This window comes from Corallococcus aberystwythensis (assembly GCF_003612165.1).
GTDB lineage: Bacteria > Myxococcota > Myxococcia > Myxococcales > Myxococcaceae > Corallococcus > Corallococcus aberystwythensis.
On sequence record NZ_RAWK01000065.1, the window covers coordinates 1 to 24,893 of the forward strand.

19 protein-coding genes and 2 tRNA genes are annotated in these 24,893 nt (G+C 68.7%); 6 read left to right on the forward strand and 15 right to left on the reverse strand.

The window, feature by feature from the left end; all coding sequences use genetic code 11:
- Positions 1–1,419 (forward strand): hypothetical protein (locus tag D7W81_RS42335; RefSeq protein WP_120555690.1); only part of this gene is annotated, 1,419 nt, incomplete at its 5' end.
- Positions 1,420–1,495: 76 nt separating this feature from the next.
- On the opposite strand, the gene D7W81_RS13050 is transcribed toward D7W81_RS42335, so the two are convergent.
- On the reverse strand, positions 1,496–1,858 hold the full coding sequence (locus tag D7W81_RS13050) for a YciI family protein (RefSeq protein WP_120555691.1): 363 nt from the start codon (positions 1,856–1,858) through the stop codon (positions 1,496–1,498).
- 127 nt (positions 1,859–1,985) lie between these two features.
- Here D7W81_RS13050 and D7W81_RS13055 point away from each other — a divergent pair, with 127 nt between their 5' ends.
- Both D7W81_RS13055 and D7W81_RS13060 read left to right on the forward strand, forming a co-directional pair.
- Positions 1,986–4,427, forward strand: a complete 2,442-nt coding sequence (locus D7W81_RS13055; RefSeq protein WP_120555692.1) for a penicillin acylase family protein — start codon at positions 1,986–1,988, stop codon at positions 4,425–4,427.
- Positions 4,428–4,482: 55 nt separating this feature from the next.
- On the forward strand, positions 4,483–5,736 hold the full coding sequence (locus tag D7W81_RS13060) for a polysaccharide deacetylase family protein (protein WP_120555693.1): 1,254 nt from the start codon (positions 4,483–4,485) through the stop codon (positions 5,734–5,736).
- Between the two features lie 3 nt (positions 5,737–5,739).
- Here the strand turns inward: D7W81_RS13060 and D7W81_RS13065 are convergent, their stop codons facing one another.
- Positions 5,740–6,837, reverse strand: a complete 1,098-nt coding sequence (locus D7W81_RS13065) for a hypothetical protein (protein ID WP_120555694.1) — start codon at positions 6,835–6,837, stop codon at positions 5,740–5,742.
- Between the two features lie 358 nt (positions 6,838–7,195).
- On the opposite strand from D7W81_RS13065, the gene D7W81_RS13070 reads away from it, so the two are divergent.
- The 3 genes from D7W81_RS13070 to D7W81_RS13080 are packed head-to-tail and all read left to right on the forward strand — an operon-like array spanning position 7,196 to position 13,603.
- A complete protein-coding gene (locus tag D7W81_RS13070) occupies positions 7,196–8,419 on the forward strand; it encodes a DUF6361 family protein (RefSeq protein ID WP_244227188.1) in 1,224 nt (407 codons plus the stop codon).
- Positions 8,406–10,289 carry a phospholipase D family protein gene (locus tag D7W81_RS13075; protein WP_120555696.1) on the forward strand — a complete coding sequence of 628 codons (1,884 nt, stop codon included), beginning with the start codon at positions 8,406–8,408 and terminating at the stop codon, positions 10,287–10,289. Before D7W81_RS13070 ends, D7W81_RS13075 begins: the two co-directional genes overlap by 14 nt.
- Positions 10,286–13,603, forward strand: a complete 3,318-nt coding sequence (locus D7W81_RS13080) for a helicase-related protein (RefSeq protein WP_120555697.1) — start codon at positions 10,286–10,288, stop codon at positions 13,601–13,603. The genes D7W81_RS13075 and D7W81_RS13080 overlap by 4 nt, the downstream gene beginning before the upstream one ends.
- A 69-nt stretch (positions 13,604–13,672) precedes the next feature.
- Here D7W81_RS13080 and D7W81_RS13085 read toward each other — a convergent pair.
- The 13 genes from D7W81_RS13085 to D7W81_RS13145 form a co-directional block, all read right to left on the reverse strand.
- Positions 13,673–13,749 (reverse strand) — tRNA-Pro (locus tag D7W81_RS13085).
- An 87-nt stretch (positions 13,750–13,836) separates the two neighbouring features.
- On the reverse strand, positions 13,837–14,223 hold the full coding sequence (locus D7W81_RS13090; protein ID WP_014397244.1) for an integration host factor subunit alpha: 387 nt from the start codon (positions 14,221–14,223) through the stop codon (positions 13,837–13,839).
- Positions 14,224–14,317: 94 nt separating this feature from the next.
- On the reverse strand, positions 14,318–16,732 hold the full coding sequence (gene pheT / locus D7W81_RS13095; protein ID WP_120555698.1) for a phenylalanine--tRNA ligase subunit beta: 2,415 nt from the start codon (positions 16,730–16,732) through the stop codon (positions 14,318–14,320).
- Positions 16,733–16,762: 30 nt separating this feature from the next.
- A complete protein-coding gene (pheS, locus tag D7W81_RS13100; protein WP_120555714.1) occupies positions 16,763–17,812 on the reverse strand; it encodes a phenylalanine--tRNA ligase subunit alpha in 1,050 nt (349 codons plus the stop codon).
- A 123-nt stretch (positions 17,813–17,935) separates the two neighbouring features.
- Positions 17,936–18,283 carry a 50S ribosomal protein L20 gene (gene rplT, locus D7W81_RS13105; RefSeq protein ID WP_014397247.1) on the reverse strand — a complete coding sequence of 116 codons (348 nt, stop codon included), beginning with the start codon at positions 18,281–18,283 and terminating at the stop codon, positions 17,936–17,938.
- Between the two features lie 94 nt (positions 18,284–18,377).
- Positions 18,378–18,584, reverse strand: a complete 207-nt coding sequence (rpmI, locus tag D7W81_RS13110; RefSeq protein WP_120555699.1) for a 50S ribosomal protein L35 — start codon at positions 18,582–18,584, stop codon at positions 18,378–18,380.
- Between the two features lie 97 nt (positions 18,585–18,681).
- A complete protein-coding gene (gene infC, locus D7W81_RS13115; RefSeq protein WP_438503358.1) occupies positions 18,682–19,392 on the reverse strand; it encodes a translation initiation factor IF-3 in 711 nt (236 codons plus the stop codon).
- Positions 19,393–19,432: 40 nt separating this feature from the next.
- Entirely contained in the window at positions 19,433–21,361 is a 1,929-nt protein-coding gene (gene thrS / locus D7W81_RS13120; protein WP_120555700.1) for a threonine--tRNA ligase, read from the reverse strand.
- Positions 21,362–21,449: 88 nt separating this feature from the next.
- Positions 21,450–21,521: transfer RNA gene (locus D7W81_RS13125), tRNA-Val, on the reverse strand.
- 82 nt (positions 21,522–21,603) lie between these two features.
- On the reverse strand, positions 21,604–22,284 hold the full coding sequence (locus tag D7W81_RS13130; protein ID WP_120555701.1) for a uracil-DNA glycosylase: 681 nt from the start codon (positions 22,282–22,284) through the stop codon (positions 21,604–21,606).
- Complete coding sequence (locus D7W81_RS13135; RefSeq protein ID WP_120555702.1) at positions 22,281–23,465, reverse strand: AI-2E family transporter; 1,185 nt, start codon at positions 23,463–23,465, stop codon at positions 22,281–22,283. Before D7W81_RS13135 ends, D7W81_RS13130 begins: the two co-directional genes overlap by 4 nt.
- A 153-nt stretch (positions 23,466–23,618) precedes the next feature.
- Positions 23,619–23,999, reverse strand: a complete 381-nt coding sequence (locus D7W81_RS13140; protein ID WP_244227186.1) for a PEGA domain-containing protein — start codon at positions 23,997–23,999, stop codon at positions 23,619–23,621.
- 34 nt (positions 24,000–24,033) lie between these two features.
- Entirely contained in the window at positions 24,034–24,840 is an 807-nt protein-coding gene (locus D7W81_RS13145) for an LPP20 family lipoprotein (RefSeq protein WP_120555703.1), read from the reverse strand.
- Positions 24,841–24,893 lie beyond the last annotated feature (53 nt).

Here is a 24,893-nt window from a genome sequence, read left to right on the forward strand (position 1 = left end):
ACCGCCACCGTGGCCCGGCAACCGGTGGGGTGGGGCGTGGCGCTGGGCGCGGGCTGTGGCCAGGGCCCCGTGGAGGACTTCGGAGCGCGGGCCTCGGAGGCCTCGCTGGAGACGCGGCATGCCGGGGGCCAGACGCGCTGGGTGCGCCGCGGCGTGGGCTCTCCGGGAGATGACGTCCTGCCGGGTGACGTCGCCACGGACCGGGACGGCGCCAACATCGTCGTCGGCACGTATGAGGGCTCGCCGGACTTCGGCGGCGGCGCGCTGCCAGCGGTCGCCGCGGAGTCCGGGCACAACGCCTTCATCGTGAAGTACGCGCGCGACGGGCAGTTGCTGTGGTCCCACGGCTATGGGGCGGCGGCGGGAGCCCTCTTCCCGGACACCTATTTCGAGGTCGCAGCCACGGACCACCAGCGCAACATCACCGTGCGCGGGAACACGTCACACCCGGTGGTGCTCGGCGGCGTCACGGTGACGGGCTTCTTCCTGGTGCAGTTCACGCGCGAGGGCGAGGTGCGCTGGGTTCGGAAGCTGGGAGGCAACTACGACGGCGCTCCCGGGCTGGCCGTCGACAGCGGGGACCACGTCATCCTCGCGGGCGCCGTGGAGGGGCCGGCGGACTTCGGCGGCGGCCCGCGCACCACGGGCCCCGTCTCCGCCTTCCTCGTGAAGTACACCCGCGAGGGGACCTGGCTGTGGGACCGCGTGTTCGCCTCCCCGGCCACTGCCTTCCTCGGAGGCGTCGCCACCGACGAACAGGACCACCTCTACATCGCCGGCTCCTTCGACGAAGCGACGGACTTCGGCGGCGGCCCGCTGCCACCGTCCGCGCCGGGAGTGGAGACAGCCGTGGTGGCCCGCTTCAGCCCGACCGGCCAGCATGTCTGGTCCCGCACGCTGGAGGACGCGACCGCCCTCACCCGGTTCAGCGACATCGCGGTGCACGGCAACCGCGTGGTGCCCGTGGGCCGCTTCAGGGGCCGCTTCGACTTCGGGGGGCGCACGTTCATCGCGCCCGCGGTGGGCAGCGCGGGCATGGTGCTCGCGATGACGCGCGACGGGGAGGACCGCTGGGGCCGCAAGCTGGGCGGGGTCGTCTTCCAGGTGCGCTCGGACCACGAGGACCACCTGACGGTGCTCGGCTTTGCCATGCCGGGGGACGACGTGGGCTCGGGCCCGCTGCCCCCGGAGTCCGCCCTGTACGCCTTCGTCAACAAGTACGACCGCGTGGAGGGCGCGCGCGACTGGGTGCGCACCTTCCCCGCGGAGACCACGACCTTTGGGGGCCTGTCCGTCTCGCGCGAGGGGGAGGTCGCCGTGACGGGCGGCTTCCGCGCCCCGGTGGACTTCGGCACGGGGACGCTCCAGCCCACCACGCCGGACACCTATGATCCGTATCTCCTGCGCCTGTTCCCGTGAGTCTCCAGGTGCTCCCCAGGCCGGTTCCAACCAAGAGAAGACGTGGCTGCCCCAAGGCATGTCCACGTTGCGCCGCTCACGGATCGTAGCAGGGACCGCACTGGCGGACCTCGACGGTGGACCACTCCGCGGCGGGGCACTGCGTGGCGAACTCCAGCGCCTCCTCGCGCGTCTTCACGTCGATGAGGAAGAAGCCGCCGATGATCTCCTTGGACTCGGTGAACGGCCCGTCGCTGAAGCTGAGCTTCCCGTCGCGCCGCTCCACCCGGATCCCCTCCGCGTCCGAACGCAGCGAGTCCGCGGCCTGGAGGATGCCTCGCGCCTGGAGGGCCGCACCGAAGGCCAGCATCCGCTTCATGCGCTCCTCCGACACGCGCTTCCCCTCCGCCGTCCGCGGCGCGCTGACCTCCACCTGCTTCACCACCAGCATGTACGACATGGTCGGCTCCTTGTTGGGGGCGCAGCCTATGCCATGGGTCTGACGAGGCCACCACTGCCCATCGGACCGTGGATACCGGGCTTAGAGCGGATAGCCTTGTCAGCCTTGCCTGAGAGGCTGACGACCCATGCGCACATCCCGTATCTCCTTGCCCCTGTTGCTGACCCTGACGGCGTTCGGCGGCTGCCGGAACGATGATCCACCGGCGCCCTCCCCGCTCAAGGCCACCCTTCACCGCACCGCCTACGGCATCCCCCACATCCAGGCCGACGGATACCGAAGCCTGGGAGCCGGCATCGGCTATGCGCAGGCGCAGGACGCGGTCTGCATCCTCGCGGATCAATTCCTCAAGGTCCGCGGCGAGCGCGCGCGCTACCTGGGCCGGGGACCCCAGGACGCCTACCTTGAAAGCGACTTCACCTACCTGGGGCTCGCGCTGCGGACCCGCGCCGAAGCCGCCTTCGCGGAGCAGTCGCAGGAGCTGCGCGACCTCGTGCAGGGCTACGCGGCTGGCTACAACCAGTACCTCAAGGACGTGCCGGCGGATCAGCGTCCTGCCGCGTGCCGGGGTGCCGCGTGGGTGAAGCCCATCAGCGCGTATGACCTGCTCGCGTACCACCTGGACCTGTCGCTGAACGACACGCTGGTGCCGTTGCTCGGCTACGTGGGGAACGCGCAGCCTCCGAGCGTGGAGGCAGGAGCGCAGGGGCCGCGGTCGGGACCGCTCGCGATACCGCCGCGCAAGGACGGGCTGGGCAGCAACGGCTGGGCGCTGGGGCGCGAGAAGACCGCCAGCGGCCGGGGCATGCTCGTCGCCAACCCGCACTTCCCCTGGGAGGGCAGCCTCCGCTTCCACGAGAGCCACCAGACCATCCCCGGCAAGCTCGACGTGTACGGCGTGTCCCTGCTGGGCGTGCCGGCCATCAACATCGGCTTCAACCGGGACATCGCGTGGACGCACACTGTGACGGCGTCGAGCCACATGACGCTGTACCGGCTCAAGCTCGTGCCAGGGGACCCCACGGCGTACGTCTATGACGGAGCGGTCCGCCGCATGACGTCGCGGACCGTCACCGCCGCCGTGCGCGGAGACGACGGCGGCATGACGCAGGAGACGCGCACGTTCTGGCGCAGCCACTACGGTCCGATGCTCGCGGGCCCTGGAGCGGACTGGGCGGGAGAGACCGCGTACACGACGCGCGACGCCACGGAGGACAACCCCCGCTTCGTGGAGCACTGGCTGCGCCTGAACACGGCGCACAGCATCGACGAGGCAGCGGACGTGGAGCGCACGGTGCGCGGCGCGCCCTGGGTGAACACGCTCCTGGCGAGCGCCGCCGGCGACACGCGCTACGTGGATGCCTCCCGCGTCCCCTACCTGAGCCCCGCCACGGTGGCGGCCTATCGCGACGCGCTCGAGTCCACCCCGGACGCGCCGGTGTTCGCGTCGCTGGGACTCGTCCTCCTGGACGGCAGCACGTCCCGCGACGAATGGGTCGGCCTGGAGGGCGAGTCGCACGGCCTGGTGCCGGCGACCGTCATGCCGCAGCTCCGCCGGACGGACTTCGTGATGAACGCGAATGATCCGGCGACGTTCGTGAACCCCGCCGAGCCCCTGATCAACCTGCCCTTCCTCTACGAGATCTACGGAACGCGAGGCCGCATGAGCACGCGCTCGCACATGAACCTCACGCTGATCACGGAGGAAGGAGCCACCGCGGCGGCCGGGAGCGACGGGCGCTTCACGCGAGAGGAAGCCGAGCAGGCCATCCTGAGCAACCGGACCTGGGTGGCGGAGCAGCTGCGCACGGCGGTGGTGCAGCGCTGCCAGGGCGCGGGGCCCGTCCTCGTGCAGGACGTGCCCGTGGACATCACGGAGGCGTGTCAGTTGCTCGCGGCGTGGGACGGCCGGTTGGAGCTGGATCGCACGGGCGCCATCGTCTGGCGTGAGTTCCTGAACGCCCACAACCGCTCCGACCTCGTGGACCAGGGCAGCCTCTTCGCGCAGCCCTTCGATCCGGCGAGGGCGGCGGTGACGCCGGCCGGCCTGGTCCCTGCTCCCGTGACGGGGGTGGACCCGGTGAACCAGAAGCTGGCGGAGGCCGTGGCGCTCCTGGGCAAGGCGGGCATCGCGGTGGGGACGAAGCTGGGGGACGTGCAGTTCGCCTGGAAGGGAGACCGCAAGGTGCCGCTGCACGGAGGCGCGGCCTTCGAGGGCGTCACCAACGTGGTCGGCTATTCCGGAGCGAATGCGACGCTGCTGCCGCAGCCCCAGCCGCAGGGCCCGCTGCTCTCCCCCGGCACGGGGCTCACGCCGGAAGGCTACCCGGTCGATTTCGGAACCAGCTTCCTGATGGTGATGGAATTCACGGCGGAGGGTCCCAAGGCGAACGCGGTCCTCTCCTACGCGGAGTCCGCCAACCCCGAGTCCCCGCACTTCGCGGACCAGACGGACCTCTTCTCCGGCAAGCAGTTCCGTCCCGTGCGCTTCAACGAGGCGGAGATCCTCGCGGATCCGGAGCTCACGACGACGGAGCTGATCATCGACGCGACGTCGAAGCTCGAATAGCGGAGCGTGCACACGTTGTGGGTGAAGCCTTCGTGCACAAGGGGGAGCACCCACCATGGAACCCACGACCCAAGCCATCGCCCTCCTGCCCGGCCAGGTGGTCGTCTCGCTGAACTTCGACGACTGCCTGGCGTCCCAGCTCATCGCGGCTTCCGCCATGGAGGCCCGCGGAATGCGGGGGACGTTCTTCATCAACAGCAGCCGGCTCGGGCAGTCTGGCCGCCTCACGCTCGCCCAGGTGAGAGCGCTCCGGGACAAGGGCCATGAGATTGGAGGTCACACGCTGACCCATCCGCATCTCACGGAGCTGTCGCCGGACGAGCAGCGCAGGGAGATCTGGAACGACCGCGTTGCCCTGCTGAACGCGGGCTTCCGCATCACATCGTTCGCCTACCCCTTCGGCGACAAGGACGCGACCACGCGGCAGATCGTCATTGATGGCAACTACAACTCCGCGAGGGAGAGCGGCGGTCTGCGGACCACCTCCACCGGCAGCAGCCCGGCCGCCGAACCCGTGCCGCCCGCGGACAAGTACGCCATCCGGACCCACGGCTCGGTGCAGGCCACCACGACGCTCACGGACCTGAAGAACTACGTGCTGCGAGCCGAGGAGTCCGGAGGCGGCTGGGTGCCCATCGTCTTCCACCACATCTGCGGGCCGTGCGACCCGCCTCAGACCTATTCCATCTCGCCCGCCAACCTGACGGCGTTCATCGACTGGCTGGCCACCCGAGCCGCGCGAGGCACCACCGTGGCCACGATGGACGCGATCATCGGCGGAGCCCTCAAGCCCCCGGTGAGCTGGCCCCCCGGGCAGCTCCTGAAGAACCCGTCGCTCGAAGCGGACAGCAACGGCGACGGAACACCGGACTGCTGGCAGCGAGGCGGCTTCGGCAACAACACGTTCACGTGGACGCGGACGTCGGATGCGCACGGAGGGAGCTGGGCCCAGCAGGTGCGCATCACGCAGATCTCCGACGGAGACCGGAAGCTCATCACAAGGCAGGACGACAGCAGCTGCACGCCCACGCCGGTAACGGGGCATCACTACCGGATCACCGCCTGGTACAAGGCCACGACGCAGGTGAGGTTCAAGGCCTACTACCGCAACAGCGCGGGAGCCTGGACCTACTGGTCCCAGGGCCCGCTGCTGCCCGCGAAGAGCAGCTACACCTTCGCGGAATGGACCACGCCCGCCGCGCCTTCCGCCGCGAAGGCGCTCAGCGTGGGCCTGTCCATCGACGTGGTGGGCACGCTGACGATGGACGACTTCACGCTCAATGACGTGGAGGCGACCGCGACCGTGTAGCCCTCAACCTTCGAGCTGTTCCGCCGTGAGGCATCCCGCTTCGAGGTCCAGATCCTCCAGCGGGATGCGCTGGATGTGCTCACGGGGCTCGTCAACGTTGTCGCGGTACTTGTCCGAGCCGCTCTCGTAGGTGACCCAGATCTCGCCGTCGATGATGTTGACGCCCTGGGCATAGGGGTCGATGAGCCCGTTGCCGATATCCACCCGCTTGTCGATGTCCGCGGAGAAGGTGTCCTCGGTGGACGTGAACGGCTGGTAGATGAGCTTCTGGTCACCCGTGGTGAAGATGATGCCCTCGTCGGTGACGGTCATCCCCTGCGCGCGGTCCGGAGCACGGATGGGGCCCTCGCGAGAGTCCTCGATGAGCGCACCGGTCTGCTCATCGATCTTGTACCGCCAGACGGCGCCCGCCTTGCCATCGCCGTCCTTGCTGTAGCCACCGATGTACGCGTAGCCGTCCTTCACGGTCATGTAGCTGCCCGCGGACACGAGGCCGATGCCCGTGGCGGGATCGGTCAGCCCCTCGGGCTTGGGGACATCCATGACCTGGGAGGGCATGGCCTCGCGGCACTCGTTCTGCGCAGCTTCGATCTCTTCGCGCGTGTAGACGTAGATGTGGTCCGTGTCGGAGACGTAGACGTGGTCACCGTCCGTCGAAACACCGCCACCATGGCTGGGAGGGCCCGCGGGCGGCGGCCCACCGAGCACTGCTTGGTGTGTCTCCTTCCCGGAGTCCTTGTCCTGCACGGACAGGAGCACCCGGTGGTCGTCGTTGTAATAGGTCGTGAGCACTTCGCCGCGCTTGGCGTCGTAGCCCTGCCCCTGCGGAGTCCATCCCGCGTCCAGGTGGATGAGCTCCGGGCCGACCTTCTCCCCGCCACTCGCCTTCATCAGCGGCGAGTCCACGCTCGCGGCAGCCGTAGCCGAAGGCGCCGTCCCGGAGCCACTGAGGTTCACGGGGCTGGACTTCGTTGGGTCCATGCCGTCCTGGAAGTAGGGCGCGGCGGTGGGCGGCGGCGCGGGCGGAGTCGGGGCCACCGGAGGCTTCGTGACCGCCGTCTGCACCGTGCTGACGACCTGGCGGATGAGGGAGCTGATCAAGGGCCTGCCTCCGTCTGAACGAGCATGTGGCTGAACGCCACCAACCCACGGAGCATACGCAGGTTGTGCCCGGAGGGTCACGGGACTGCCCCCCACCCAAGTTCTGACCCACGAGCGAGAACGCACTCGCCGTATTGACAACCCAGCACACGAAGTGTCGCGCACTGAGATCCAGATGTATGTCAATACTTCATAGGTGGTATTGCGACCCAGGATTCACAGACACTAAAGACTCTCACAGGTTGTATCGGGCGCCTGACGCACGAGGTCCGATAGCACCCACGTTGACGCTGTCCGAGCATCTCTGGCGGGCGTGGGAACTGCGCTAGTATTCAGAGCCTCACTCCCCGGGGGGTTGATGCCGTCTACATTTACGTGGCTGGATCATTCGGAGCACGACCGGCGTCGTGTGCTCGAAGCCGTGGACCGCTTCAAGGAGACCGACACCCGGGACGAACTCGGACTGGGCGCTATCCGGGACACCTTCGCGGACCTGCTCTTTCCGGGAACGAGCACCATCCAGACACGCGCACGCTATTTCCTCTTCGTGCCTTGGATGTACCGCCAACTGCATGAGAAGTCCGTGACGAAGGACAAGGTCGCGGCGCGCGCGCGCAAGGAGGAGATCCACCTGCGGGACGCATTGCTCGAGTCGGCGGACACGGCAGGCGTGCTCGGTAAGGTGGCGGGCGCCGCCCTCAAACGCCTGCCCAGCAACGTTTACTGGCAGGGCCTCGGCGCCTGGAAGATCCGCCTCTACCCAGGCTCGCAACAGGAGTACCACCGCTACTTCGAGTTCCTTCACACGGCGGCGGACGGCGCGCGTGATGATGATGGTGAGTCACTCGACGGCGGACGGGTGGTCCCCTGGCATGCCTACCTGCCCCCGGCTCCGGACACCTTCCCGGAAGGCGCGGACTTCGAATTGCGTCCGGACGAGGCCCGTTACCTCGCCGAGCGCATCTGCTTCTCCGCGCGCCAGTCGCTCCTCGCGTTCCTCGTGCTGCGAGGGAAGACGGTGGAAGCCCCGTATCCCTGGGCTCATCCCCAGCGAGCCGAATTCCCGGCCCACATCCAGGACATCCTCCATCACAGCCAGCTTCTCGCGGAATCGATGCACGGCGCCGCGCTGCTGTACAACCTCATGCTCGCCGAGGAGCTTCCCGCAGGGCCTCGAAGGGACGAGCGCACCACGACATTCCGTGAGGAACTCGAGACGTGGGTGACGGAGCTGCGAGCGCGCAGCGATGCCCTCTCCCATTGGAAGCGCAGCGAGTTCTGGCTCCTCGTCCAACAGCGCACTCACGTGAGCGGAGCCACCCACCGCTTCGTGGAGCAGTGGCAGGAATACGCGCCGTGGCAAAGCGTGCACCGCGCGACCGATGACGTATCGGTCCGAAGGCTGTTGCGAGACCGCGAGCGTCAGTTGAAGGGAGCCCGTGCGCGGCTCGGGAATCCCCGTGCCCTCGAGCTCTGGAATGGAGCCTCCGGCGTGGATCGGATTTCGTACCGGTGGCACAGCGCCGCCCGCATCCTCATGGACATTCACGCCGGCCTGGGAGGTCGCGATGCTCGCGCCTGACACCCGAAGGGTCCTGCTTGAGGCGCTCAGGCCCCCCGAGGGGTTCCGAATCGACCGCGCCCTCGCGACAACCTACACGCTCGACCTGATGGCGCTGCTCACCGCGCCGCTGGCCTTCTCCTTGTTCGATGGCATCGCGAGCAAGGAGGACGCCACGAGCGGCGCGGAGGCCAGCGAGCACCTGAACCCGTTCGCCCTGCTGAAGGCTGTTCGAGACCACGCGGAGCGCACCACGATCTTTTGTCAGAGCACGCGCATCTCTGCCCCGCCCCGGTACCAGCGGCTGCTCGCCTACGTGGAGGACTCCGTCGTCGAGGTGAACGCCCCAAGCGAAGGCGGCGTCTTCCACCCGAAGCTGTGGGCGCTCCGCCTCGTAGGCGACGCAGGGGAGGTCGCGTACCGGGTGCTCTGTCTCTCGCGAAACCTCACCTTCGATTCGTCCTGGGACACGGCGCTCATCCTGGATGGGGTGCTGGCGGACCGGGAGAAGTCCTTCTCCGCGAACCGCCCCCTGGCGGACTTCTTCCGCGCCCTTCCTTCCCTCGCCGTGCGTCCTCCACCCCGTCGGGTGGAGGACGACGTCGAACTCATCTCCAGCGAACTGGGACGGGTCCGCTTCGAGCTTCCCCCGCCCTTCGAAGCGCTGCAGTTCCACCCGATGGGACTGGCCGGATACAACAAGCGCCCTCCCCTGGAGACGGCCTCCCGAGCGCTCATCGTCTCTCCTTTCGTCACCGCGCCAGCGCTAGCAGAGCTCGCGGAGGGAGGCATCCTCGTGTCTCGCATGGATGAATTGGCGAAGCTTCCCCGGGAGAGCCTCGCCTCCTTCGAGGTGTGCGTACTGCACGATGGGGCTGAGATGTTGGAGCTGGGGGACACGGGCGAGGTGCCTGCGCGCGACGGCGAGGGCTCGCCGCCTCCAACAGGCCTGCACGCCAAGCTGGTCGTCCAGGATGACGGCTGGAACGCCCATGTCTGGACGGGCTCGGCCAACGCCACGAGCGCGGCGCTGCACCAGAACGTCGAGTTCCTCGTGAAGCTGACCGGTAAGAAGAGCCAGGTCGGCATCGATGCCCTCCTCGAGGGTCGGCAAGGTGAGCCTGGGCTGCGCGCCCTGCTTGCCTCGTGGTCTCCTCCCGAGAAGCCCGCTGAGGAGGATCCGGCCGTCACGGCCCTGGAGGAACGCCTCCGCGTCGCCCGGGGCCAGCTCGGGCGGGTGACCTGGATTGCCGAGGTCACGGAGGGCCCTGAGGGGTTCGCGACGCGCCTGCGGTCCAAGGAGCCCGTCGAAGTCCCCGAGAACATCACTGTGAACGTCTGGCCCATCTCGTTGCCTCGGGACACCTACGCGCTCCCGCTCGAGTTGCGTGAGGGTTGCGCGGGCGTCGACTTCGCGGCCCGCAGCTTCGAGGCGCTCACGGGCTTCTTCGCGCTCTCCCTCGCCACAGCCGTGGAGGACAAGACAGCGGAAGCCGTCTTCGTCGTGACGGCGGTCCTCCAGAACGCTCCCGCGAACCGAGCGGCGCGAATCCTCCAGTCGATGCTCGATGAGCCCGCCAAGGTGCTCCGCTTCCTGCGAATGCTCCTGGCCTCTGACCCCATGGACATCCTGGAAGGCCTGGCGGGGTTCGATGCGACAGAGTCCACGCCCGGCGCGAAGGATGCTGGCGCCGGGACGGAAGTGCCTCTCCTCGAAGCCATGGTGCGGACGCTGGACCGTGCGCCCGTGCGTCTCGACGCCATTCATCAGGTCGTGCAGGATCTCCTCTCCACAGACGAGGGGCGGAAGTTGCTGCCAGAGGGCTTCCTGGCGGCGTGGCAACCCATCTGGGCGGCGCGCCAGGTCCTGACGGGAAAGGTGGCAGCGTGAGCCAGTCAACGGAGGCAGGAGTCCTTGCGGGCGCCGCGCACGCGCTGCAAGGCTTGAAGGACTTCCAGCGGGAGACGGTGGACTACGTCTTCGAGAGGCTCTTCTTCCCGGATGGCTCCGGCCGGTTCCTGGTCGCGGACGAAGTGGGCCTTGGGAAGACGATGATCGCCAAGGGCGTCATCGCGCGGACCCTCCAGCACCTGCGCGACCGGGTGGACCGGTTGGATGTCGTCTACATCTGCTCCAACGAGGACATCGCGCGCCAGAACGTCAGCCGACTCAAGCTCGAGGGAGAACACGTCACCCTCGCGTCGCGCTTGACGCTCCTTCCCAGGGAGGCGCGGCGGCTCAAGGACTCTCCCTCCCGCATCAACTTCATCTCCTTCACGCCCGCGACGTCTTTCGACCTGAGCGGAGGCCTGGGCCACGTGGAGGAGCGGCTCCTGCTCCACGCGATGCTGACCGGGCTGTGGGGCCTGGGCACCAGCGCCCCCGCGATGAACGTCCTCCAGGGAGGGGTGGACAGCGAGCGTTTCCGTGCCCGCGTCCGCAGCATGCAGCTTTCGGAGTTCGATCCCACGGGAGACAGCACCCGCTTCTTCGCGAAGGAACTCGAGAAGCGTGCGGCCGCGGCCAGGGCGCGCGGTGAGCCGGACTTGCGCGCGCGCTTCGAAGACCTGTGCCAAGCGTATCCTACCTATCGAAGTCAGCCGGATGTCGCGACGTCGCGGTTGCGCTCGCGGCTGGTGGGAGAGCTGAGGTCGGCACTCGCATCCGGCTGTGTCGCGACGTTGGAGCCCGACTTGGTCGTCCTCGACGAGTTCCAGCGCTTCAGCCACCTGCTGGACGGGCAGGACGAGGCCAGCGAGCTGGCGCGCGCGCTCTTCGAGTTCGAGGGCGTGCGAACCCTCCTGCTCTCCGCGACGCCCTACAAGATGTACACGACAGCCACAGAGGCTGGGGGCGAGGACCACTATCAGGACTTCGTCCGGACGCTCCGGTTCCTGGAGCGCAAGCCGGCGGGTGCGGACGACATCGACGGGCTCTTCCAGCAGTACCGCCGTGGCCTCATGCAACTGGGGGACGTGGAGCGCCGACGCGAGCTCGAGGGGGTCCGCCGGAAGCTGGAGGACCGCCTGCGGCGGGTGATGGTCCGGACCGAGCGGCTGGCCTCCACGCCCGACCGCAACGGCATGCTCAAGGAGATTCCATCGTCCGACGCGAAGCTGACCCGCGACGATGCGTTGGGATATCTGGCCCTCCAGAAGGTCGCCCGGCTGTGCGACCACCACGACACGCTCGACTATTGGAAGAGCACGCCGTACGCCTTGAGCTTCATGGACGAGGGCTACAAGCTCAAGCGCAGTCTTCTGGGGCTGAGCGAGGACGGGCAGGCGCGCTTCGAGCTGGCCCGGGCGCTGACGGCTCCAGGCAACCTCCGCCTCCCGTGGTCGAGCGTCGAGCGCTACGCGGAGATCGATTTAGGCAACGCCCGGATGCGAGAGCTCGTGGCGCAGACCCTCGGACGCGGTGCACACCGCATGCTCTGGCTGTCTCCGTCCCTCCCCTATTACCGGCTTCGCGGCCCCTGGGGTGAGCCCGGGGCGAAGGACGTCAGCAAGCGTCTCGTCTTCTCCTCCTGGAAGTTCGCCCCTCGGGCCATCGCGGCGCTGCTGAGCTTCGAGGCCGAGCGACGGATGTTCGGGCGCGAGCAGCGCGACGGCTACTCCTCCGAGCGCCGGCGCCGCAGGGGGGCCGCGCTCCGCTTCCAGGTAGCGGATGGTCGCCCGACGGGCATGCCCATCCTCGCCCTACTCTACCCCTGCGTCTTCCTCGCTCGCGCCTGTGACCCTGTGCGCTTCGCCGCGGAGTCGTTCCAGGACGGCACTCCGGGCGAGGGGTTCGTCGATCTTGATGAGGTGCTTTCAGCGGCCTGTATGCAGATCGAGGTCGCCTTGCGGCGTCTGCCGCCGGGTACGCCTGAAGGACGCGTGGACGAGCGGTGGTACTGGGCGGCCCCGCTCCTCCTCGACCGGGCCATCGAGCCGCATGCCACCGAAACATGGTTTGACCGGGACGACCTGCCTGGGTTGTGGATGGGAGGAGAAGCCTCCGAGGAGCAGGCGGAGCCGTCGTGGCAGGCCCACGTGGAGACCGCGCGGGAGATGTTGCGAGGAAGCGCGGACCCGCTGGGCCGCAGACCGGATGACCTCGTGGAGGTGCTCGCGGAGATGGCGATCGCCGCGCCGGGAGTCACGCTCCTCCGGTCGATGCTCCGCGTCCTGGAACTGCGGACCGATGCCTTGGGCGAAGTGGCGGGCGTCCGCATCCGTGACGCCGCAGCGATGGCTGCCTGGGCGTTCCGCGCCTTGTTCAATCAGCCCGAGTTCGCGGAGATGTTGCACCGCGAGGTTGGCGAGCCCCGAGGTCTGCCTTACTGGCGGACCGTGCTCCGCTACTCGGTGGACGGATGTCTGCAAGCCGTGCTGGATGAGTACGCGCACGTGCTCCGGGACCACCTGGGGCTGGTCACAGGAAGCGCCGCCGAGCGGGTCCACGAAATCGCGGAGAACATGGCCAAGGCGCTGTCCCTGCGCACCGCGAGCTTGACCACATACGACGTGGAGCCGAGTGAGAGCGGGCGGACAGTCCGGCAGGAGGTTCGCCGCATGCGCTGCCACTTCGCCTTGAGGTTCGGAGACGAGAGGTCCGACGACGGGCAGGTGGCCACCCGCGCGGATTCGGTGCGCAAGGCATTCAATTCGCCGTTCTGGCCCTTCGTCGTCGCCACGACCTCCGTGGGGCAGGAGGGTCTGGACTTCCACGCCTACTGCCACGCGGTCGTGCACTGGAATCTGCCCAGCAACCCGGTGGACCTCGAGCAGCGGGAAGGCCGCGTGCACCGTTACAAGGGCCATGCGGTCCGTAAGAACGTCGCGAGAACCCATGGGCTGGAGGCCCTCAACGATGCGGCCACGGACATCTGGGAGGTGATGTTCGAGAAGGCGCGCCGGTCGCGTCCGGAGGGGAGCACGGACATCGTGCCGTACTGGGTGTACCCCGTGGATGACGGAGCGCGGATCGAGCGCCATGTGCTCGCGCTCCCGCTGAGCCGCGAGTTCGAGCGCGCTGTGCGACTGTCCAAGTCGCTCGCCATCTACCGGCTGGCCTTTGGACAGCCGAGGCAGGATGACCTCATCAACTACTTGGTCGAGGCGGTGGAACCGCACGTCCTGGAGCAAGCACTCGCCGCGACACGCATCGACCTGTCGCCCTTCGCAGCGGAAGCCGCGCCCCTGGCGATTTTGACCTGATGCATCTGTGCTGAAAAACAAAGGCCCTGGAGTCACCGGCTTGCACCGGAAACTCCAGGGCCTTCATTTTGGTCGGGGCGACAGGATTTGAACCTGCGACCACTTGCACCCCAAGCAAGTGCGCTACCAGGCTGCGCTACGCCCCGTGAACCGCCGTCGTGAAACGGTGCGCCCTTATGCCCTCGCCGCTCTCCTGGGTCAAGCGCGAGGTGACGGGCGCTGGTGAAAAAAACCTACTCGTCGCCCTCTTCCATTCCCTCGTCGAAGTCCTCGCCCCGGGCCTCCGCCGCGTCCGCCGCCGCCTCTTCCTGCGCGTCGATCTCCGCGTGGTTCTCCGGCGGTGCCTCGCCGTTCAGCGCGCTCTTCAACACCTGGCTCGGACGGAAGGTCAGCACCCGGCGGGCGCTGATCTCGATCTCCTTGCCCGTCTGCGGGTTGCGGCCCACGCGCGCCTTCTTCTGGCGCACCTGGAAGTTTCCGAACCCGGAGATCTTGATCTTGTCCCCGCGCTCCAACGTCTCCTTCACGGTGTCGAAGACGAGCTCTACGATCTCCGCCGACTCCTTCTTGGAGAAGCCGACCTTCTCGTAGACCCCCTCGATGATGTCCGCTTTCGTCATGCGAGTCCTCTGGCACCCGTGAATGGCCGGTGAACGCGGGGCATGGTGTCAGCCTTCCCCGAACCGTGTCAACGTCCTGACTTCATTCAGGAATTCAGGCGCGCAGTGCCGCCCCCAGGCGCTGGTTCACCTCCGCGATGATGCGCTGGTGGGCCGCCGTGACCTCCGCGTCGGTCAGCGTCCGCTCGGGCGAGCGGTACCTCAAGGCGTACGCCAGGTTCTTCTTCCCCTCGGGGATGGGCTTGCCCGTGTAGACGTCGAACACCAGCGCGTCCTCCACCAGCGGCGCCCCGACCTCCAGGATGACCCGGCGCACCTCCTCGTTGCGCAGCTCCAGCGGCACCACCACCGCCAGGTCGCGCAGCACCGCCGGGTACTTGGGCAGCCCTTCCGCCTGCGGCACCAGCCGAGCCGCCGCGTACAGCGGCTCCGTGTCCAGTTCGAACACGAACACGCCTTCTGGCAGCCCCAGCGCCTTCGTCACGCGGGGGTGCACCTCGCCCACCAAGCCCAGCACCGTGCCGTCCCGCAGTGCCACCTGGGCCGTGCTGCTCGGGTGGTACGCGGGGGCCTCCGCCTGGGTGAAGGTCACGCCCTCCACGTGCAGTGCGTGCAGCAGCGCCTCCACCGCGCCCTTCGCGTCGTAGAAGTCCACGCGCGAGTCCTTCTGCGTCCAGCTCCGGCCGCCGCCGCGCAGGCCCCACACCAGGCCCGCCACGCGCGGCACCTCACGCGCCGCGGGCCGCATCCCCTGCCCGCCTTGCGCGTCCCGGAAGTACGCCCGGCCCGTCTCGTACAGGCCCACCGACTCCACCTGGTGGCGCACGCTGCGCGACAGGTTCTCCAGCAGGCCCGGCAGCAGGCTCGTGCGCATCACCGACTGCTCGACGCTCAGCGGGTTCATCAGCGCGATGGGCGCTTCCTTCCCACCCAGCACCTCCAGCGACTTCGGTGCCACGAACGAGTAGTTCACCACCTCGGACAGCCCCACGCCGCCCAGCGCGTGGCGCAGCCGGCGCTCGGCCTCCATGGACAGGGGCTCCGGCGCCAGCGTCTCCAGCCCTCGCGGCAGGCGCGCCGGGATGTTGTCGTAGCCGTACACGCGGGCGACCTCCTCCATCAGGTCCTCCTCGCGCTCCACGTCCACGCGCGCCCGGGGCACCTCGTACGTCGTCTGGCCGGCGGACTCGTCCACGGACTTGAAGCCCAGCGCCGTCAGGATGCGCCGGACCTCCGCCTCCGGCACCGCCACGCCCAGCACCTTCTCCACCCGCGCGTAGCGCAGCGTCGCCCGGCGCGGCGCCAGGGGCTCCGGCTGCACGTCCACCCTACCCGGCACCACCGTGCCACCCGACAGCTCCGCGATGAGCTGCGCGGCCCGGTCCAACGCCGGCAGCACCGCGTCCAGGTCCGCCCCGCGCTCGAAGCGGTGCGACGCCTCCGTGTGCAGCGCGTAGCGCTTCGCGGACCGGCGCACGCCGGAGCCGTGGAAGTGCGCGGACTCGATGACGATGCGCTTCGTGCCCTGCGTCACCTCGCTGTCGCCGCCGCCCATCACGCCCGCCAGCGCCTGCGCGCGGTCCCGGTCCGCGATGACCAGGTCGTCCGCGTCCAGCGTGCGCTCCTTGTCGTCCAGCGTGCGCAGCTTCTCCCCGGCCTTCGCGGTGCGGACGACGATCTCCTGGCCCGCCACCTTGTCCAGGTCGAACGCGTGCAGCGGCTGGCCGTACTCCAGGAGCACGTAGTTGGTGACGTCCACCACGTTGTTGATGGCGCGCACGCCGCATGCCTTCAGCCGGTCCTGCATCCACTGCGGCGACGGCTGGATGGTGACGCCCTCCACCACGCGTGCCGCGTAACGCGAGCAGCGCTCCTTCGCGTCGATGCGCACCTTCACCAGCTCCGCCACCGGCTTGCCGGACTCGGCGGGCTTCGGCTGCGGCGGCGTCAGCTGCGCGCCCGTCACCACGCCCACCTCGCGCGCGATGCCCAGGTGGCTGAGCGCGTCCGGCCGGTTCGGCGTGACGTTCACCTCCAGCACGGAGTCATCCAACCCGATGGCCTCCGCGATGGGGATGCCCAGCTTCGTGTCCGCGGGCAGGATGAGCAGACCGGACGAGTCCTCCGTGATGCCCAGCTCCTTCGCGGAGCAGAGCATGCCGAAGCTGTCCACGCCCCGCAGCGCGGCCTGCTTGATCTCCATGCCGTTGGGCAGCTTCGCGCCCACCGTGGCCAGCGGCACCTTGTCGCCGACCTTGAAGTTCTTCGCGCCGCACACCACCTGGAACAGCGCGGAGCCGCCGATGTCCACCTGCGTGACGGACAGCTTGTCCGCGTTGGGGTGCTGCACCGACTCGCGGATCTGCGCCACCACCACGCCGCGCAGGCCTTCGCCGGGGCGCTCCACGCCTTCAATCTCCAGGCCCGCCGCGGTCAGCTTGCGCGCCAGCTCGTCCACGGACGGCGGCAGCGCGACGTAATCACCCAGCCACTTCACTGAAATCTTCACAGGGTTGTCCTCTTGAGTGGGGGGCCGGAATCAGAACTGCGCGAGGAAGCGCGCGTCGTTCTCGAACATCATCCGCAGGTCGTCGATGCCGTAGCGCAGCATGGCCAGGCGCTCCACGCCCATGCCGAACGCGTAGCCCGTCACCTCCTTCGGGTCGTAGCCCGCGGCGGTGAAGACGTTCGGGTGCACCATGCCGCTGCCCAGCACCTCCAGCCACCCGGTCTGCTTGCACACGCGGCAGCCCTTGCCGCCGCACGACGCACAGGTGACGTCCACCTCCGCGGAGGGCTCCGTGAAGGGGAAGAACGACGGGCGGAAGCGCGTGCGCGTCTCCGAGCCGAAGAACGCCTTCACGAACGCGTCCAGCGTCCCCTTCAGCTCCGCGAAGCTCACGTCCTTGTCCACCAGCAGGCCTTCCACCTGGTGGAACATAGGCGTGTGCGTGATGTCCGAGTCGCGCCGGTACACCCGGCCCGGCATCACCGCGCGGATGGGCGGCTTGCGCGACAGCATGTGCCGCACCTGCACCGGTGACGTGTGCGTGCGCAAGAGCGACGGGCTGTCCGCCTTCTTCGCGTGGCCCAAGCTGGGCTCGTCCACGTAGAACGTGTCCTGCATGTCCCGCGCGGGGTGGTCCTTGGGCAGGTTCAGCGCCTCGAAGTTGAAGTAGTCGAGCTCGATCTCCGGCCCGACCGCCACCTCGAACCCCAGCCGCGCGAACGTCCGGACGATGTCCTCCAGCGTGCGCGACACCGGGTGCCGTCCGCCGGGCAGCACCGCGCGCCCGGGCAGCGTCACGTCCAGCTTGGGGCCCTTGAGCTGGGCCTCCATCGCGGCGTCTTCCGCGCGCTTCGTGGCGTCCGCCAGAAGCTGCTCCAGCTCCGCCTTGACGATGTTGGCGATCTCTCCCAGGGCGCGCCGCTCGTCCGGGGGCAGCTTGCCCATGCCGCCCAGCACCGCGGACAGCTCGCCCTTCTTGCCCAGGTAGCGGATGCGCAGGGCCTCCACCTGCGAGGGCTCCGACACGCCGGAGATCTCCTGGCGCGCCGCGTCCGCCAACGCCTGCAACCGGTCTCGCATGGTCCTCTTCCCGCCTTCCATTCACGCCCCGGTCGCCTCAAGCGCCGGGCAAAAAAAAGGGCCGCCCCCTGGTGGAGGCAGCCCGTTTCAGCTTCGGAGGCCGGCGTCACCGCCGGCCGTGTCTCAGGCTGCCTTCGCGATGTTGGCGATGGCGGCAAAGCCCGCGGGGTCCGCGATGGCCAGATCGGACAGGACCTTGCGGTCCAGGCTGATCTTCGCCTTCGCCAGGCCGGCGATCAGCTTCGAGTAGGACAGGCCCACGGTGCGGGCGGCCGCGTTGATGCGGACGATCCACAGCGAGCGGAAGTTGCGCTTGCGCACCGCGCGGTCGCGGGTGGCGTAGTCCAGGGCGCGCTCGACGGCCTGGTTCGCACGGCGGTAGCAGTTCTTGCGACGGCCGCGGAAGCCCTTGGCAAGCTTGAGAATGCGATTACGACGACGACGAGCCTTGAAACCCTTTTTGACGCGCATGACACACTCCTGACTTCTGGAAGGGAGCCCCGGGGCGCTGGCTTCACGCCGCTCCGCCTGGACTCACAAATTGGTTCAAAAACCCGAGGACGACTCAGGCGCCGTAGGGGAACAGCTCCTTGATGACCTTCTTCGCGTCCATGTCGCGCAGGTGGCTGGTGCCACGGTTGCCGCGCTTCTGCTTGGGCGACTTGGAGAAGGTAAACAGGTGCTTGCTGAACGCCTTGCCGAACTTCACCTGGCCGCTCTTCTTCACGTGGAAGCGCTTCTTCGCGGCGCTGCGGGTCTTCAACTTGGGCATGATCCCAAACCTTCCTTCTGCCTGTCGGCCGGCAGTCTTCGTGACTGACGGCGGACCGGGACACACGGTTCCCGGACGCTTTGGGCGAAAGCCTCTATCACTCTTTTGAGGCGATGGGGGTAGCGTTTCCTACAGCCATCGCAGAAACAACCGCCGCGGCAACCGCCGGCCTGCCTTCCTGCTTCTTCGCGGCCGCCTCCACCGCCTGACGGGCCAGTTCCCGGGCCCGCTGGGCCACCTTGGGGTTGGGGGCCAGGATCATGAACATCTGGCGCCCTTCCATCCGGGGGTTCTGCTCCACCACCGCGACGTCCTTCAGGTCCTTCACCACGTCGTCCAGGATCGCACTCCCCAGCTCCTTGTGGGTGATTTCCCGACCCCGGAACTGGATGGTGATCTTCGCCTTGTTCCCCTCTTCCAGGAACCGGCGGACGTTGCGGACCTTGAACTCGTAGTCGTGCTCCTCCGTCTTGGGGCGGAGCTTCACCTCTTTGAGGTGGACCACGACCTGCTTCTTCTTCGCGTCCGAGGCCTTCTTCTTCTCCTCGTACTTGAACTTGCCGTAGTCCATGATCTTGCAGACCGGCGGCTTCGCCATGGGGGAGATCTCGACGAGGTCGAGACCGTCCGCCTGGGCGCGCGTCAGGGCTGCTTCCAGGGACATGACCCCGAGCTGCTCGGCGTTCGGTCCGACGACGCGGACCTCCCGGGCTCGGATACGGCGATTGGTTCTCTGGTCGCGGACGATGGGAGGACCCTCCGGCGGCTCGGGGATGAGGGCGTGCCTCAATCCCCGGAAGTCGCGCAAGTAGTCCAGCCCGGACGGGGAGTCAAGTCCCCTACACAACTCAGGGCAACGTGGCTTCCTTGAGCAGGAGCGCCTCGAAGTCGGCGTACTTCATGGTCTTCAGGTCCTCGCCGCCGTAGCGACGGGGGGCCACGGCGCCGGCCTCCACCTCGTTGTCGCCCACCACCAGGGTGAAGGGGATCTTCTGCAGCTGGGCTTCGCGGATCTTCGCGTTGAGCGTGATGCCGCGCTCGTCCAGCTCCACCCGGAAGCCCTTGGCGCGCAGGTCGTCGCGCACCTTGCGGGCGTAGTCCATCTGACGGTCCGCCACGGTGACGAGGGTGGCCTGCACCGGGGCCAGCCACGCCGGGAAGGCGCCGGCGAAGTGCTCGATGAGGATGGCGGTGAAGCGCTCGAAGGAGCCGAAGATGGCGCGGTGGAGGACCACCGGGCGGTGCGGGGCGTTGTCCTCGCCCACGTAGGTGAGGTCGAAGCGCTCCGGGGCCAGGTAGTCCAGCTGCATGGTGCCCAGCTGCCACTTGCGGCCGATGCTGTCGGACACGGCGAAGTCGATCTTTGGGCCGTAGAAGGCGCCGTCACCGGGGGCCAGCTCGTACTCCAGGCCCAGCGACTCCAGAGCCGCCTTGAGGCCGCCTTCCGCGCGGTCCCAAAGGGATTCGTCACCCAGGCGCTGCTCGGGGCGCGTGGACAGCTTCACCGCGTAGGTGAGACCCACCGCCTTGTAGACGCGGTCCAGCAGCTTCACGAAGCGCCGCACCTCGTCGGTGATCTGGCTCTCCATGCAGTAGATGTGCGCGTCGTCCTGCGCGAACTGGCGCACGCGGGTGAGGCCGCCCAGGGAGCCCGCGGCCTCGTTGCGGTGGAGCACGTCCTGGGTGTGCAGGCGCAGGGGCAGGTCGCGGTAGCTGTGCTTCTTGAAGCCGTAGAACAGGTGGTGCGACGGGCAGTTCATCGGCTTGAGGGAGAAGTCGTGCTCGCCGGACTCGCTGTCGAGCACCAGGAACATGTTCTCCTTGTACTTGCCCCAGTGGCCGCTCGTCTCCCAGAGGCCCTTGTTGAACATCAGGGGCGTCTTGATCTCCACGTAGCCGTCACCGGCCGTGAGCGAGCGCATCCAGTCCGACAGCGTCTGGTAGAGCGCCGTGCCCTTGGGCGTCCAGAAGGCCGCGCCCGGCGAGTACGGGTGGAAGTGGAAGAGGTCCAGCTCCTTGCCCAGCTTGCGGTGGTCGCGCTTCCTCGCCTCCTCGATGCGCGTGAGGTAGGCCTCCAGCGCCTTCTTGTCGAAGAAGGCCGTGCCGTAGACGCGCTGGAGCATCGGGTTGCGGTGGTCGCCACGCCAGTACGCGCCGCTGGAGGAGAGGATCTTGATGACGCCGATCTTCCCCGTGCTGGGCGCGTGGGGCCCCAGGCAGAAGTCCACCCAGTCACCGTGGGTGTAGAGCGTGAGCGTCTTGGCGCCCTTGGCGGCGATGTCCTTGACGATCTCCACCTTGAACTTCTCGCCCTTCTCCTCGAAGAGCTTGATGGCGTCCTCCATGGAGATCTCGGTGCGGACGAAGGCCATGTCCTGCTTGAGCTCCGCGTTGGCGGCCGCTTCGATCTTCTCCAGCTCCTCCGGCGTGAAGGGCTTCTCGCGGAAGAAGTCGTAGTAGAAGCCCTCCTCCGTCGCGGGACCGATGGTCACCTGCGTGCCGGGGAACAGGCGCTGCACGGCGCTGGCCACCACATGCGCCGCGTCGTGGCGGATGAGGTCCAGGCCTTCCGGACTCTTGGACGTGAAGATCTGCAGCTTCGCGTCCTCGTCGAGCGTGCGGGACAGGTCGACATCCTGACCGTTGACCCGGGCGAACAGGGCCGCCTTCGCGAGCCCCACGCCGATGCTGCCCTTCACGAAGTCCGCGATGGTCGTGCCCCGGGCGGTCTGCTTCTGGCTGCCGTCGGGGAGCGTCACCGTGATGGATTCGGACATGGCGGAAAAACCCCTGCGCTGGAAAAAAGTACGGGCGGCAGGCTTTTGAGAAAGCCGGCCGCCCGCGAGATGGAACACTTACTGATGATGGGTCGTAGTGGGATCGAACCACTGACCCCTACCGTGTCAAGGTAGTGCTCTACCGCTGAGCTAACGACCCGTCGTGCGGATGGCGCGGGGAATAACAGCGGGCTCCCACACCTGTCAAGGAACATGAGCGCGGGCGCTTCTCTTCCCCGCGTTCACGTCTCCAACAACGCGCGGACGCGTTTCATCACCGCGTCGAACATGGCGGGGGTGAGCCTCCCCGTCTGGGTGTTCTGCTGGCTGACGTGGTAGCTGCCCACGAGCCACCGGCCGTCCGGCAGCCGGAACTCGGCGCCATGGCCGAAGGCGGGCCGGGGCGTGGGCAGGGGCCCTCCCGTCCGGGCGGCTGACGCCAGCGCGGCGTTCCACCCGATGGCCCCCAGGGCGAGCAGCACCCGGCCGGGCAACAGCGCCATCTCCCGGTCCAGGAACGGCGCGCAGCGGGCGATTTCCTCCGGCAGGGGCTTGTTGTCCGGCGGTGCGCACCGGCCCGCGGCGACGATGAAGGCGTCCGTCAGCTTGAGCCCGTCGTCCCGGTGCTCGCTGTGGGCCTGGTTCGCGAAGCCCGCGCGCCGCAGGCCCGCGTAGAGGAAGTCGCCGGAGCGGTCCCCGGTGAACATCCGCCCCGTGCGATTGGCGCCGTGCGCGGCGGGCGCCAGGCCCACGATGATCAACCGGGCCTTGGGGTCTCCGAAGCCGGGGACGGGCTTCCCCCAGTAGTCCCAGTCGCGGTAGGCGCGCCGCTTCACGCGGGCCACCTCCTCGCGCCACGCCACCAGCCGGGGGCAGGCCCGGCAGGCGATGATCTCCTGGTGCAGCTTCTCCAGCTTCGTCACGGCTCCTGCACGCTCCCCTTGTAGAGCTGCGTGCGGCGGTAGCGCTGGAGGACGACGCTCAGGACGACCTTGAGGATGGCGCTGGCAGGCACGGCCAGGAGGATGCCCACGAAGCCAAACAGCTCACCGAAGGCGAGCACCGCGATGATGACCGCCACCGGGGCCAGGCCCACCTTCTCCCCCACCACGCGCGGGGTGATGACGAAGCCTTCCGCCAGCTGCCCGATGATGAAGGTCGCGGCCACCACGGCCAGCTGCCACGGCCCCTGCCAGGACAGGAGCACGCCCAGCACGGCCAGCACCACGCCGATGCCCGTGCCCAGGTAGGGCACCATGTTGCCGAAGCCGGCGATGAGGCCGATGGCGATGGCCAGGTCGATGCGCGCCACGGACAGCCCCACCGCGTAGAGCACCGACAGGATGGCGCCCACGGTGAGCTGGCCCTGCACGAAGGCGGACAGCACCTCGTCCACCTCGCGGAAGCGCTGGCTCACCAGCGCCACGGAGCGGCGCGGCAGCAGGTCCTGGATGCGCCCCATGAGGCGCGGGTAGTCCTGGAGGAAGAAGAACGCCAGCACCGGCACCACCGACAGGCCCAGCAGCGTGGCCGCGAAGCGCGCGGTGTTACCGGCGAAGCTCGCCACCAGCCGCGCCGCCGTGGGGCCCGCGCTCTGGAGCAGCTCGGAGGCCTTCTCTCCCAGCTCCGCGGTGCGCTGGCTCACCAGGTCCGGCAGCGACACGCCCAGGAGCGACTCCACCTGCGGCACCACCTGCGTGCTGGCGCGCTGGAAGAAGCCGGGCAGCTTCGCCGCCTCGTCGCGGAACACCGGCACCAGGTAGAGGCCCGCGCCCACCATCAGCAGCGTGCCCGCGAAGAAGAGGATGGACGTGCCCCAGGTGCGGTCCACGCCGCGCTTCTCCAGGAGCGTGACCAACGGGTTGAACGCGTACGCGCCCGTCAGCGCCAGCAGCACCGGCACCGCCACACCGCCGAACACGGACAGGAGCGCGAACACCAGCGCCAGCGAACCCACCATCACGCCGGACCAGACGAAGTCGACCCGGCGGGCCTCTGCCTCGTCCAGCGCCGAGGGGTCGCCGGCCGGCGGCACAGGCTCCGGGTGCACGACGTGCAACACCGGGGACACTTCCAGGGTCGCGACGGGCTGGGGGCCCTTCACCGCGCGCTCACTGCCTCTCTTGCGACGTCCGATGACCGCCTCCTGACCCCGCCCATCCTACGGCCTCTTCGGCCCTTGATTGCGGTCCTTGAGCGGGCCCGAGGCGTCGCCTGCCACCTCGCGGTCCAGGGCGGCAGCCTGGGCAAGCGCCCCTCAGGGGGAAACGCCACCCTCGGTCCCCACGGGCCGGAGCTTCACCTTCAGCGTCACCCGCGCCCCGCTGGGCTCGTAGTAGGTCGTGTACGGGTAGAAACCGCGCTTCTTGACCACCACCTGGTGGAAGCCCGCGGCCCCCAGCCGCAGGCTCCGTGACACCCCGGCGAAGTCGGTGCACGTGCCCTGCTCCACCCCGTCCAGCAGCACCTGGGCGTCCGCGGGCTCGCACCGGAGCACCAGGTCGCCGCGCTTGGCGGAATTGGAGGCCATCAACTGTTCCGCGCGGGCCACCGTCGCGGGCTGCTCCTGCTTCGCCGCGCAGCCGCCTGTCAGCGTCAGCATCAGCGCGAGCACCGCCGTCCTCCGACGGGTCGTCACAGCGCCACAGCCCACGTGAACGAGCTCACGGTCATCACTGCGTGACGATGACGACGCGGCCTTCAGCCAGGAAGCGCGTGTTCGCCTCGGTGAGCGCGCGAATGCCTTCCGCGCTCAGCACCAGGTCGGAGCCCTGGATTTGCGCGGCCTTCACCACCAGGGGCTTGTCGCCCACGCGCGAGGCCTTCCGGGCGGCATCCAGGCTGTCGAACCAGGCCGCGACGCCCGCCGTGCCGCGCGCCGCTTCCGTGAGCACCGCCGCGCCGTAGAGCGTCTTGCCCGTCGTGTCCACCAGCCGGGGCGCGAGCACGGGTTTCGCGCCCAGCCCGCGCGCGTCCACCACGAGGCCCGTGTACTTCGCCGCGCCCTCCGCGTTGAGCACGATGGCCGTGTCCTGCGCGGGCGTCAGCGCCGCGGTGAGCGCCGCGAGCGGCACCTCCACGTCCATCTCCACGCCGCTGTCGGAGAAGTAGCGCGTGGCCAGGACCTTGTAGCCGCGAATGGCGCCCTCGACGCGGCCCTTCACCTCGTCGCGCGCCAGCTCGTCGCCCACGGTGCGGCCCGCGCTCACCTGGATGCCCCGGGCCTGCTCCAGCAGGTTGCGGAACGCGTCCAGCTTCGCGGCGCGCTCGGCGCCCAGGCGGGCCTGCCCGGGGTTGGCGGCCTTGAGGTCGGGGGCCCCGGCGCCCGTGGCGCGCAGGACCTGTCCCTCCCAGTTGATGCCCGGGGTGCCCACGCCGCGCGCGGCTTCAGCGTCGGGCGTGGCGACCTTCGCGTCCTTGCCCTGGCCCAGCGCCGTCAGCGGCACGACCAGCAACAATCCCCACAGCGAACGCCTCACGGAGCACTCCTCCCGTTGTCGCCGCCGAACGTCGGCGTGCGCACAGGGAATCT

Coding starts and splice junctions, on each gene's coding strand:
- D7W81_RS13075 (WP_120555696.1), top strand. CDS start 8,406: ATGCTCGCGCCTGACACCCGAAGGGTCCTGCTTGAGGCGCTCAGGCCC.
- D7W81_RS13070 (WP_244227188.1), top strand. CDS start 7,196: ATGCCGTCTACATTTACGTGGCTGGATCATTCGGAGCACGACCGGCGT.
- D7W81_RS13050 (WP_120555691.1), bottom strand. CDS start 1,858: ATGTCGTACATGCTGGTGGTGAAGCAGGTGGAGGTCAGCGCGCCGCGG.
- rpmI (WP_120555699.1), bottom strand. CDS start 18,584: ATGCCCAAGTTGAAGACCCGCAGCGCCGCGAAGAAGCGCTTCCACGTG.
- D7W81_RS13090 (WP_014397244.1), bottom strand. CDS start 14,223: ATGACGAAAGCGGACATCATCGAGGGGGTCTACGAGAAGGTCGGCTTC.
- thrS (WP_120555700.1), bottom strand. CDS start 21,361: ATGTCCGAATCCATCACGGTGACGCTCCCCGACGGCAGCCAGAAGCAG.
- D7W81_RS13060 (WP_120555693.1), top strand. CDS start 4,483: ATGGAACCCACGACCCAAGCCATCGCCCTCCTGCCCGGCCAGGTGGTC.
- rplT (WP_014397247.1), bottom strand. CDS start 18,283: ATGCGCGTCAAAAAGGGTTTCAAGGCTCGTCGTCGTCGTAATCGCATT.
- pheS (WP_120555714.1), bottom strand. CDS start 17,812: ATGCGAGACCGGTTGCAGGCGTTGGCGGACGCGGCGCGCCAGGAGATC.
- D7W81_RS13055 (WP_120555692.1), top strand. CDS start 1,986: ATGCGCACATCCCGTATCTCCTTGCCCCTGTTGCTGACCCTGACGGCG.